7 protein-coding genes and 3 pseudogenes are annotated in these 11,878 nt (G+C 58.6%); 4 read left to right on the top strand and 6 right to left on the bottom strand.

Features of this window, described 5'->3' with window-relative positions:
- The first annotated feature begins 41 nt into the window (after positions 1-41).
- From ABRP95_RS01030 to nadC, 3 genes are all read left to right on the top strand, one after another.
- Positions 42-1,517, top strand: a complete 1,476-nt coding sequence (locus ABRP95_RS01030) for an amino acid permease (RefSeq protein WP_284769963.1) — start codon at positions 42-44, stop codon at positions 1,515-1,517.
- 129 nt (positions 1,518-1,646) lie between these two features.
- Positions 1,647-2,669, top strand: coding sequence for a quinolinate synthase NadA (gene nadA, locus ABRP95_RS01025; RefSeq protein WP_485875505.1), 1,023 nt, complete (start codon positions 1,647-1,649; stop codon positions 2,667-2,669).
- Positions 2,670-3,605 carry a carboxylating nicotinate-nucleotide diphosphorylase gene (gene nadC / locus ABRP95_RS01020; RefSeq protein ID WP_349838801.1) on the top strand — a complete coding sequence of 312 codons (936 nt, stop codon included), beginning with the start codon at positions 2,670-2,672 and terminating at the stop codon, positions 3,603-3,605.
- A 41-nt stretch (positions 3,606-3,646) separates the two neighbouring features.
- On the opposite strand, the gene mfd is transcribed toward nadC, so the two are convergent.
- From mfd to ABRP95_RS01005, 3 genes and pseudogenes are all read right to left on the bottom strand, one after another.
- The gene (gene mfd, locus ABRP95_RS01015; protein ID WP_349838800.1) at positions 3,647-7,288 is read right to left on the bottom strand and encodes a transcription-repair coupling factor; all 3,642 of its coding nucleotides are present in this window, start codon (positions 7,286-7,288) and stop codon (positions 3,647-3,649) included.
- Positions 7,289-7,906, bottom strand: coding sequence for a TetR family transcriptional regulator (locus tag ABRP95_RS01010; protein ID WP_349838799.1), 618 nt, complete (start codon positions 7,904-7,906; stop codon positions 7,289-7,291). It abuts the gene before it with no gap.
- A gap of 619 nt (positions 7,907-8,525) precedes the next feature.
- Positions 8,526-8,735, bottom strand: a pseudogene (locus tag ABRP95_RS01005) (IS256 family transposase); the annotation flags it as partial.
- Between the two features lie 57 nt (positions 8,736-8,792).
- Between ABRP95_RS01005 and ABRP95_RS01000 the strand changes: the two are divergent.
- Positions 8,793-8,988 (top strand): annotated as a pseudogene (locus tag ABRP95_RS01000) (IS256 family transposase); the annotation flags it as partial.
- A 38-nt stretch (positions 8,989-9,026) separates the two neighbouring features.
- On the opposite strand, the gene ABRP95_RS00995 reads toward ABRP95_RS01000, so the two are convergent.
- The 3 genes and pseudogenes from ABRP95_RS00995 to ABRP95_RS00980 all read right to left on the bottom strand — a co-directional run.
- Positions 9,027-9,797 carry an IS3 family transposase gene (locus ABRP95_RS00995; RefSeq protein ID WP_349838798.1) on the bottom strand — a complete coding sequence of 257 codons (771 nt, stop codon included), beginning with the start codon at positions 9,795-9,797 and terminating at the stop codon, positions 9,027-9,029.
- A gap of 196 nt (positions 9,798-9,993) precedes the next feature.
- Positions 9,994-11,235 (bottom strand): annotated as a pseudogene (locus ABRP95_RS00990) (IS256 family transposase).
- Between the two features lie 413 nt (positions 11,236-11,648).
- A partial coding sequence (locus ABRP95_RS00980; protein ID WP_502880336.1) for an integrase core domain-containing protein occupies positions 11,649-11,878 on the bottom strand: 230 nt, incomplete at its 5' end.

Genomic DNA, 11,878 nt, shown 5'->3' with positions numbered 1-11,878 from the left:
TCAAGTTCCCTTTAACGGGGCGGGCGCGGTACTTTAGGCCAATGACCTCCAGCCAAAATAAGTCCCACTCGGTGTCATTGTGGACGCTTGTCGCGCTGATTATCGGATCCACCGTCGGCGCGGGCATATTTTCGCTACCCCAAAATATTTCCTCCGTGGCAGGCCCAGGTGCCATGCTCATCGGTTGGTTGGTGGCGGGAATCGGCATGCTGTCGGTTGCCTTTGTCTTCCAGATTTTGGCGTATCGCAAGCCCCACTTGGATTCCGGCGTCTATTCCTACGTACGCGCCGGCTTGGGCGATTTCATCGGCTTTACCTCAGGCTGGGGCTACTGGCTGGGCTCGGTGATGGCGCAGGTGGGCTATGCCACCTTATTTTTCAATACGATTGGGCATTACCTGCCGCTTTTCGATGCCGACCACCAATGGCCCTCCGCCATCGCCGTCTCCCTACTTTCGTGGGGCATCTTCGCCGTTTTGGCCCGCGGGGTGCAGCAAGCCGCATTCATGAACCTGGTGACCACGATTGCCAAGATCGTCCCCATCCTGGCCTTCATCGTCTTAGTCGCGTTCATCGGCTTTAGCTGGGATAAATTCACCTTGGATTTCTGGGGCCGAAATTCCAATGCCAGCGTCTTTGAGCAGGTCCAGGGCATCATGCTCTTTACCGTCTGGGTCTTTATCGGCGTAGAAGGCGCCTCCGTCTATTCCAAGCAGGCCACTAAGCGCACCGATGTTGGCCGCGCCACCGTCATTGGTTTCTTCTCCGTGCTTGCACTCTTAGTTTCCGTCTCCACCTTGAGTTTTGGTGTGATGACGAAAGAAGAGCTAGCCGCGCTGCCGGATAATTCCATGGCCTCGGTGCTCACGGAGGTCGTCGGCCCGTGGGGCGGGGCGCTGATTTCCATCGGTCTGTGCCTTTCGGTCCTCGGCGCCTACGTTTCCTGGCAAATGTTGTGTGCTGAGCCCATCGTCATGATGGCCATCGATGGCCTTATCCCCCGCCGCATCGGCACCATCAATGTGGCCGGCGCCCCGTGGGTAGCCCAGCTGATTTCTACAACTGCCATCCAGATCTTCATCGTCGTCTTTTACGTCAATGAAGCTTCTTATGCCGCGATGGTGCAGCTCGCCACCATCATGTACCTCCTGCCCTATATCTTCTCCTCGCTGTACCTATTGCTGCTAGCGATACGGGGCAAAGGCGTGACCCACCCGCATGCCGGAACGCGGTTCGATCTATCCGGGCCGGATATTCCCAGACGGGAAAACCGGCGCCACTTTGGCATCGCGCTAGTGGCCTTTGTGTACTCTCTGTGGCTAATTTATGCCGCCGACCCGGTTTATATTCTCTTTGGCGCCCTTGCCGTAGTGCCAGGGCTTATCCCGTATGTGCTCACCCGCCTATCGCGCCGCGAAAAGCTTTTTAATGGATTTGAGTGGTCAATCGTCATCGTGGTACTGGTGGCCGCCACCATCGCCGCGGTCGGCCTTGCCCAAGGATCGCTGGAGCTCTAGTCCTCCCTACCCCACCAAAAGGGCTGGGTCGGTGCACTCACCTGGCATCGCAAGTGGTCTTGAACACAGACAGTTTAGTACGGTTATAACACCCCACTAATTTCTGTGACTATCCCCTTTGGAGCACTTGTGACTCAAACCAATGTTAGCGCCATGCCCTCTGCCACTTATGCCGGTTCGGACACCGAAACAGGTAAGGCCTGGGCCGAGCGGATCAAAGAATTAGCGGAGCAGCGCAATGCCGTGATCCTGGCCCATAATTACCAGATCCCGGAGATCCAAGACGTTGCCCACCACACCGGTGATTCCTTGGCGCTGTCCCGCAAGGCGGCGGAAACCGATGCAGATATCATCGTCTTTTGCGGCGTGCACTTCATGGCGGAATCCGCCAAGATCCTTTCGCCAAATAAGAAGGTCCTCATCCCCGATGAGCGCGCTGGGTGTTCCCTGGCAGATTCCATCACCGCCGATGAGCTGCGCGCCTGGAAGGCCGAGCACCCCGATGCCCTCGTGGTCAGCTACGTCAATACCACCGCCGAGGTCAAGGCGCTGACCGATGTCTGCTGTACCTCCTCCAATGCCGTCGACGTGGTCAACTCGCTGCCGGCGGATAAAGAGATACTCTTTTGCCCAGACCAGTTCTTGGGCGCCTACGTCAAGCGCGAGACCGGCCGAGAAAATATCCGCATCTGGGCCGGTGAGTGCCACGTGCATGCGGGCATCAGTGCCCAGCAGCTAACCCAGCAAACCCAAGATAACCCGGACGCGGACCTGTACATCCACCCGGAGTGCGGCTGCTCCAATTCTGCGTTGTACCTGGCCAACGAAGGTTTAGTGCCGCAAGAGCGCGTGCACATGCTCTCTACTGGGCAGATGATCACCCAGTCCCAGAAGCAGCCGCAGAATAAGGTGCTCGTTGCCACGGAGACCGGCATGCTGCACCAGCTGCGCCAGGCCGCCCCAGACATCGATTTCCAGGCCGTCAATGACCACGCCGAGTGCAAATACATGAAGATGATCACCCCAGAGGCCCTAGAGCGCTGCCTGATGGAAGAAACCGATGAAGTTACGGTTCCAGAAGACATCGCGAATGCAGCGCGCAAGTCCCTCGAGGCCATGATTTCGATTGGCAACCCCGGCGGGGGCGAGTAAATGGAAGACCTGCACCTGCCGGATTGCTCCGCGCTCATTTCCACGGGCTTGGATGAGGATTTCGCTTACGGGCCGGATTACACCTCGCTTGCCACGGTGCCGGGTGAGGCCCGTTGCACCGCGGAATTCACCGCGCGCGAGGCCGGCACCATCGCAGGCTTGGGCCTTATCGAGCAGGTTCTTGACGCTACCGCCCAGCGCTTAAGCCAGTGGGGCGTGGTTACAGGCCCCACGCTTGCCGATGCCCCGACCCCCACCATCACCCTCCACTCCACCGACGGCGACCGCGTTACCCCAGGCCAGGTCATCGCCACGGTGCAGGCACCTACCCTCCTCGTGCTGGCAGCTGAACGCACCATGCTCAATATGGTCTCGCACGTAAGCGCCATCGCGACGCAGACCCGGCGTTGGGTCGATGCCATCGCAGCAGCAGCCGAAGACACGGGGACGCCGGGCAGCGTTAAACAGGCCCAGGTGCGCGATACCCGCAAGACCCTGCCTGGCCTGCGCGCGCTGCAGAAATACGCCGTCCGCGCCGGCGGCGGGGCGAACCACCGGATGGGCTTGGGCGATGCCGCCATGATTAAGGACAATCACGTGCTCGCCGTGGGCGGCAGCGTGGCCACGGCCCTGCGTCGCGTGCGCGAACATGCCCCGGACATCGCCTGCGAGGTCGAGGTCGATACCTTGGATCAGCTCGACGAGGTGCTCCCGCTGCATCCGGATATGGTGCTGCTGGATAACTTCGCGCTTGCCGATGTCCACACCGCCGTCCATCGCCGGCAAGCCCTCAGCCCAACCACGGCGCTGGAGGCCTCCGGTGGGTTGCAGCTGGAGAACGCCGGTGAGTACGGCACCTCGGGCGTGGACTATATCGCCGTCGGCGCCCTCACCCACTCGGTGCGCGTGCTGGATATCGGCCTGGACTTCTCCTAAGCGCCGATCGGCTATGCGCCGAGGGGCTACGCGCCCATCGGCTACTCGCCGACGCTGATGACTGATCCGGCGCCGGCTTCGTCGCCGGAGACGTTGATGGGTTGGACATCAAAAAGCGCGCTTAAGAAGTCCGCGGCCCACTGGATAAGCTCCTCATCGCGCAGCTTGGGTGAGGTGACATTGCGCCCAACCTTGGGGAAAGGCACGTTGATGGCCTTGGCCGCGGCCCGGAAGCTCGAACCCGGGTACAGGCGCTTCAGGCGCACCTGCTTGGAATCCGGCAGCTCGACCGGGTGGAATTTCACGCGGGTTCCCTGCACGGTAATGTCTGCCACCCCGGCGCGGCGGGCTTGGTGGCGCAGGCGCGCCACGGCGAGCAAGCGCTCGACCTCCTTGGGCAAGGGGCCGAAGCGGTCTTCCATTTCTTCCCGCGCCGCCGCGAGATCCTTATTATCCTGCGAGGCCGCTAGCTTGCGGTAGACCTCGAGGCGCAGGCGCTCGGAATCGATATAGGACTCTGGGATGTGGGCATCCACGGGAAGATCGATGCGGATTTCCTTCGGCCCCTCGTCCGTCACCGCGGGTGCCTCGCCGCGGGCCAAAGACTTGAAGGCCTCGACGGCCTCGCCGACCAAGCGCACGTAGAGATCGAAGCCCACGCCTGCAATGTGACCGGATTGCTGGGCGCCCAACACGTTGCCAGCACCGCGCATCTCTAGGTCTTTCATGGCCACGGCCATGCCTGCGCCCAGATCATTATTCTGGGCGATGGTAGCCAGGCGGTCATAGGAGGTCTCAGTCAGCGTGGCGCCCTTGGGGTACAGGAAGTAGGCGTAACCGCGCTCGCGGGAGCGGCCCACGCGCCCGCGCAGCTGGTGTAGCTGCGACAAGCCCATGTGGTGGGCATTTTCCACAATGAGCGTATTCGCATTGGCGATATCCAGTCCGGTTTCCACGATGGTGGTACACACCAAAACGTCATACTCGCGGTCCCAGAATCCCTGGACGGTCTTTTCTAGCAGGTCCTCATTCATCTGGCCGTGGGCAACGACGATGCGTGCTTCTGGCACCAAGTCGCGCAGTTCGCGCGCCTTCTTTTCAATATCGGAGACCTTGTTGTGGATAAAGAAGGTCTGGCCATCGCGCAAAAGCTCGCGCCGAATGGCGGCCGCGACCTGCTTATCCTCGTAGGCGCCGACATAGGTCAGCACCGGGTGGCGATCCTCTGGCGGGGTGAGGATGGTCGATATTTCGCGGATACCCGCCATGGACATCTCCAGCGTGCGGGGAATCGGCGTCGCGGACATGGTTAGCACGTCGACGCTGGCTTTCAGCGCCTTGATGTGTTCCTTGTGCTCCACGCCGAAGCGCTGCTCCTCATCGACCACGATGAGACCCAAGTTCTTCCAGTGCACGCCGGTTTGCAGCAGGCGGTGCGTGCCGACGACGATGTCAATCGAGCCATCGGCAAGCCCCTTAAAGATCTCCGTGGCTTCCTTCTTTGAGGTAAAGCGCGATAGGACCGCCATCTTGACGGGGAAACCGGCCATGCGCTCGCTAAAGGTATCGTAGTGCTGCTGCGCCAGCAGCGTGGTGGGTACTAGGACGGCGACCTGGGTACCATCTTGCACGGCCTTGAAGGCGGCGCGAATGGCGACCTCGGTCTTGCCATAGCCCACGTCACCAACGACCACGCGGTCCATCGGCACCGTGGATTCCATATCCTCTTTCACTGCGTCGATGGCCAGCATCTGGTCCTCGGTTTCGACGAAGGGGAAATTATCCTCCATCTCCGCCTGCCAGGGATTATCGGGCGCGAACTGGTGTCCCGGTGCAGCCTGGCGCTTGGCATAGAGATCCACCAATTCGCCGGCGATCTCCCGCACGGCGGCGCGCGCCTTCTTCTTGGTGTTCTTCCAATCGGAGCCGCCCATCTTGGATAGGTGGGGCGATTCTCCGCCGGTGTATTTGCTGAGCAGATCCAACGAATCCATCGGCACCCACAGTTGGTCCGCCGGCTGCCCGCGCTTGGAGGGCGCATATTCCAGCACGATATATTCGCGCCGGCTGGTCTCATCGCCGGATTGGATGGTGCGCTCGGCCATCTTCAAAAACTTGCCGATGCCGTGCGTTTCATGCACCACAAAATCGCCCTGCTTGAGTGCCAGCGGGTCCACCTTATTGCGGCGCTTGGCCGGCCGCCGCTTGGCGTCCGCAATATCGCCGACGCGGTTACCGGTCAGGTCCGTTTCCGTCACCACGACGAGCGGCAGTGCCTCGGCGTCTTTAAGCTTGCGTACCTTGGGAAAGACCAAGCCCGCATGGCTGAGGGCCTGATACAGGGTGACCTCGCCCGCGCTGGGTTCCCAGCCGGGGGTGGCCACCTTGGTGCGAATGCCCTGCTCGGCAAAACGCTCCACCATGCGCTTGATAGCACCCTGGGCAGGCGCGATAAATGCCGCACGCCCGCCAGCGTTTGTATGCGCCAGCAGCTGGGCCATCATGGCATCGATCTCTTTGATATCACCGCGCGGGGTGGGCCCAGGCTCAAACTCGAGCGGCAGGGTTTCTTCCTCTGGCCCAGCCAACATGCCCGGTGGGGAAAATGTCCACAGCGGCTGACCGGCCTCGCGAATGGAGACCTCCAAAGACTCAAAGGAGCGGTAGCTCGATCCCTCAGTATCGAGCCCTTCCGTGGACAAGGGTCCATCCGCACCCATGGCGGCAGCCTCCCAGCCGGCAGCGAGGAATTCCGCGTCGGTCTTTTCCAGGTCTTCCACGCGGCGCCTGATCTTTTCCGGTGCCACCATCACCACGTGCGTGGCGGCGGGGAGGAACTCGGAAAGGGTGATCAGTGGGGCATCGGAAAGCACGGGCAAAACCGCCTCCATGCCCTCTGCCGGAATATGCTCGCTGACTTTGGTGAGCAGCTCCACCAGCGCTGGGTTGCCGGTGTGCGTCGCCGCCAATGTGGCCGCGCGCTGCGCTACCGCATCCGTAATCGGCAGCTCGCGGGCGGTGAAGATATCGACGCGGCCGACCTCGATTTCCGGGATGGTGCGCTGGTCAGCAACAGAGAACTGGCGGATATCGGTGACCTCATCGCCCCAAAACTCCACGCGCACCGGGTAATCCAAGGTGGTGGGAAAGACATCAATAATGCCACCGCGGGTGGCAAACTCACCGCGCTTGGCCACCATATCCACGTGTTTATATGCCCTAAATTCCAGGCTGCGCACCACTTCGTCGAAATTGTACTCGTGGTCTTCTTCCAGGTGCACTGGGGCGCGGCCTTCAATTTCTTGCAGGATGGGCTGGGAGAGCCCGCGCGCGGCCGTAACGATAATGCGCAGGTCATCAATGTTGTGCAGCACCTGCGCGCGCTTGCCGATGATATCCACGCCCGGGCTCAGGCGCTCGTGCGGTAGCGTCTCCCAAGAAGGAAACATTGCGACCTTATCGCCCATCATGGCGGTAAGCTCCGCGGTGAGATCCTCAGCCTCGCGGCTAGTGGCCGTGACCGCCAGCACCGGCGCGTGGTGGGCCAAAGTGCCAAGAGCCCAAGGGCGCGCCTGATCAATACCCGTAATGTGCAGGTCCTGGCCCACATTGGCCACAAGCCCCTTGAGCTTCGGGTCCGTGGCCGCAACCTTAAGCAGACCTGCCAGCATTGGCGTCGCCATTTACTTCCTGCCTCCTAGCTTGGGCTTAATTTCCATACCGGACAAACCATTCCAGCATAGATTGACTATATGCGTAGCGACGACATCCTTATCCGGTTTATCCGGGCTGCGCTCATCCAACCACCACTGCGCCGTAGTAGAGACCATGCCAACGAGGGCCTGGCCGTAAATATTGGCTAACTCCGGATTAATACCGCGGTGTTCAAAGGCCTCGCCCAAGATATAGGCCACCTGCCCCACCGCGGCATTCAGCAGCGTGGAAAAACTGCGTTCCTCGCCCGGCTTCGAATCGCGCACCAGAATGATGAAACCATCGGTTTCTTCCTCAACGTAATTCAGCAGCGCCATTACGGCCTGCTCGATGCGCTCGCGCCAGCTGCCTTCTTCTAAAGAATCCTTAATGACTTTTTCTAGCGCCAGCATCTCCCGATCCACGACAACCGCATACAGGCCTTCTTTGCCCCCAAAATGCTCGTAGACCACCGGTTTTGATACTCCGGCGCGGGACGCAATCTCTTCAACGCTGGTGCCTTCAAACCCCAATTCCGCAAAAGCGGCGCGTCCAATGGAAATCAATTGCTCGCGACGCTCGCGTCCGGTCATTCTCTGTCGAACCATGCCCTCTACCCTATCCTTTGCCCCACCCCTACCTAGTAATTTGTTATTTACCCGGGGGCGTCAGGTACGCTATGACTACAGCATTCGCTGTGGTTCCCCATGGTGTAATCGGCAACACTGCGGTTTTTGGTACCGCCATTCTAGGTTCGAGTCCTGGTGGGGAAGCTTTTCCACGTCCCCCTCTATCAGCAAAAACGCTGGTGAGGGGGGTTTTATTTTTTGGGTTAAGCCCGGATTCTAAGGATCGTGGAAACACCTGACCTTGATTGGTGGTGTTTGTGGTGTCGAGTCGTTGGGATCCTTCGCCGGATGTGGTGGAGCAGCTGTGTTGCTTGGTTTCAGGCGGTCGTAGTGTTCGTAGTGCGGCGTTGGAACTGGGGCTTAGCTTGAGTGTTGCGTATCGGCTGGCTCGTGAGTATCAACTTCCTGTGCGTGTTCAGAAGTCGACTTCTGCTTCGGTTACAGAAAGCATTGAAGCGCTATGGAAGCAGGGTGTGAAGCCGTCAGATATTTCAACGCGGCTTAATGTAGGAACCAGCGTTGTGTACCGCATTGGTATTGAGCTTGGCTTGTGGCAGCGCAATCGAGCGTGTCAAGTTGTTTGTGTGTGGGGCTAGGTTTATAGGTATTTGTCGAAGCGGTCGGGAAAGGCTACGGCCATTTGGTTGATGGCTTGTTTCCAGCCGGAAACTCGGACTCCTTCCATGAGTCTGCCGGCTGTCGCGGAGACTCGTTCGCCTTGCTTTGCTCTTTTGGCGGCTCGTTTGTCTTCAATGTTGCAGATCATCAACCACAGCGTTTTCAGCGCGGATTCATCGTTGGTGAACTGCGAGGGGGTCAGGAAGTTTGTGTGTGAGGCTCTGATCTAGAAGGAGTTTCACCGATAATGACTACGGTGTCACCAAAGAAAAGCCATGACCCGGCGAGGGGCAACGAGATCAGCGAGAAGCTGATGGAAAATCCTTAAGCTCGCCAGCTTGATCAGCGAGCTGTCGGCTTCTGCTGATGATGCAAGCGAGCTGGTCAAAGGCTTGCTACAGGTGTCGATCAACGCTGGTCTACAGGCAGAGATGGATGCGCACGGGCCCGACCCCCGGAAAGTGGACACATCGGGGGTTAGCTATGCTGCTTTGGTCAGTGTAGCTGAAGTCTCGGCTTCAAAGACATCAGGCGCTACAAGATTGCACCCGCAGTGCCGCCGGCGCGTGTTGTAGCGCATGCACCACCTAAAGACTTCCCGGCGGCAGGCGATCGGATTGTCAAAGACTTTCCTATCACGCAGCACTTCCCGCTTTAAAGTAGCGTTAAACGATTCTGCCAGAGCGTTATCAGCACTCGTTCCTACCGCCCCCATAGACTGGCGCACCCCCAACGACGAGCAATAGTTCCTAAAGGCCTGTGAGGTGTACACGCTGCCGTGATCGGAATGGAATATAGCCCCGTCACGACTGCCACGCACACCATGCGCGTGGGATAGAGCATCGACGACCAGTAAGACACGCATGTGGTCTGCGAGTGCATGACCTGCACGTTTGCGTGAATGAAGTGTCAATGACAGTGGCCACATACATGTTTTTCCTCCTTTACATGGCAAGTAGGTAATATCGCCGACATAAACGCGGTTCGGCTCGTTAGCTGCGAATTTGCGGCCTAGCAAATCCGGCATGACTCGGTGGCCAGGCTTACGCCTAGTGGTGGTACATCGGCGACGTGTGGTAAAGTCTCTAAGCCCCATGGCTTTCATAATTCGTGCGACTTTCTTGTGATTCGTCGGGCCAAAGCTCGTATCGGCTTTAAGGCTCGCAGCGATGCGTTTAGCGCCGTAAAGACCAAGCTCATCATCAAAGATGGTTGCGATCCTCGCACCAATAAGACCGTCAGAATACATCATTGTATCCTGCGATTTTTACGGGTTTGTACCCATTTATAGAACGAGGAACGATTCAGCTTCAACACGTGGCACATCCGCTTGACCGAGAACTCGGTTCGGTGGTCATAGACACACTGGAAGCAGAACTCCGGTCAAGTCCCGTGTAGTGGTGTAGCCGTTTGTGCTTTCGGCTCGGTATTCAGTTCTGTGTTTGAGGTCAGGCGGTTAGCTGGTTGTGGTCACCATTGGCGTCTCCTGTGCGGTGCATGAGGTGTTTGGTGTGTTCGAGTGCGGTCAGTGACATGTAGCGTTTTTGTTGGATCCAATCGTCGTGTTGCTCGGCTAGGACCGCACCGACAAGCCGGATGATGGATTCACGGTTCCAGAAGATGCCCACAACATCGGTGCGCCGGCGGATTTCCCGATTTAACCGTTCTGTGGGATTGTTCGACCACACCTTCGTCCAGACTGGTTTCGGGGCTGCGGTAAACGCTAATACTTCATCGAGTGATTCCTCCAGATAGGTCGCAACTTGCGGGAACTTCGGCTCCAGCAGGTCGACGACTTCGCGGGCTTGTGCCCAGGTGGATGTGGCGTCAGGTTGCTGGAAGATCGTCTGGAACATTGCAGAGACCATAGGCCACCTGTGTTTTCGGGACCTTTTCTTAAGAGGTTCTTCGCGAAATGGGTGCGGCACCGCTGCCACGACGCATTGGGTAGCACTTCGGAAATGGCGTGCTGGATGCCTTCGTGGGTGTGGCTGGTGATAAGGAATACCCCGGTAAGTCCGCGGGCTTTTAAGTCCTGGAAGAAGCCTTTCCACGACGCGTTGGATTCCGCGGTGGCAACGTGCATGCCGAGCATTTCGCGGTACCCGTCGGCGTTGACTCCGGTGGCAAGCAGCACTGAACATGTGACCACCCGGCCGCCTTCACGGACTGTGATCGTCAGCGCGTCGCACGACACAAAGGCGTACCCGCCGGGGTCTAGTGGGCGGTTTTTGAAGTCTGTGACCATGTCGTCAAGTTCTTCTGACATGCGTGAGACTTGCGATTTCGACATGCTGGAAATCCCAAGTGTTGCCACTAGATCATTCATCCTGCGGGTGGAAACCCCTTTGAGGTAGCACGTGGCGATCACAGTCGATAAGGCCCGTTCTGCACGCGTACGGCGTTCTAACAGCCAGTCCGGGAAGAATGCGCCGTGACGCAACTTCGGTACTGCGACATCGATCGTGCCGACACGGGTGTCAAGGTCGCGGTGGCGGTACCCATTGCGGTGGTTGACGCGTTCGGTGGAGACAACCGCTGTATTCGGCGCCGCAGACGGTGTCGGCCTGGGCGGAGAGGATTTGGTTGATAAACCCTTGCAGCATCTGGCGCATCAAGTCAGGGGAGGCTTGAGCGAGCAGATCATCCAAGTAGGTTGTCGGGTCGATAGAATGTGGTGCAGCGGTCATCGTCATATGCCTTTCGCTGAGATGTGGTAGTTGAGTCGAAAGGTTAACTGACGGTGACCGCCCCACTATTTCCGGGGCCCACCATCAGCAAGCGTTACACCACACTAAGGGACGCAACCCAGAACTCCAGTGAGTTGCTTTAAGCAAAATATTTCGCAGCCTTACGCAGGATGTCACGTTCTTCGCGCAGTTGTGCGTTTTCTTTCTCCAGTTGGCGGATGCGTCTCACGATTCATTCGCTGCCTGGGCTTTCTCGTGCACGGCTTTTATGCGGGCACGTTTGCCGGTGTAGTACTTGGTGACCCATGAATGAAGCGAGGCACGGTTGATACCGAGCTCGGCTGATGCTGAGTTCAGCGAGAGGTCCTGGGGTTGCCCGCAAATCGTGGACACATAGTAGAGCTACCTAGTGGTTAGGCAGCTATTTCTTTTCTGCTGGTGGTTAAACCAATATGGTTCTCGAAGTCGACGGGGCTGACCATCCCGAGTGCAGAGTGCCGGCGCCGACGGTTGTAGACGACTTCAATCCAGTAGGCAACGGCCTTGCGTGCGACATCACGGGTGGCCCAGCGCTTCCGGTCGTAGAACTCGGTCTTAAGCGTCGACCAGAACGACTCAGCCATCGCATTATCGAAACACACCC

The sequence above is a fragment of the Corynebacterium sp. KPL2895 genome (genome assembly GCF_040225815.1).
GTDB classification, from domain to species: domain Bacteria; phylum Actinomycetota; class Actinomycetes; order Mycobacteriales; family Mycobacteriaceae; genus Corynebacterium; species Corynebacterium rhinophilum.
This window is presented reverse-complemented; position numbering and strand designations above follow the sequence as displayed.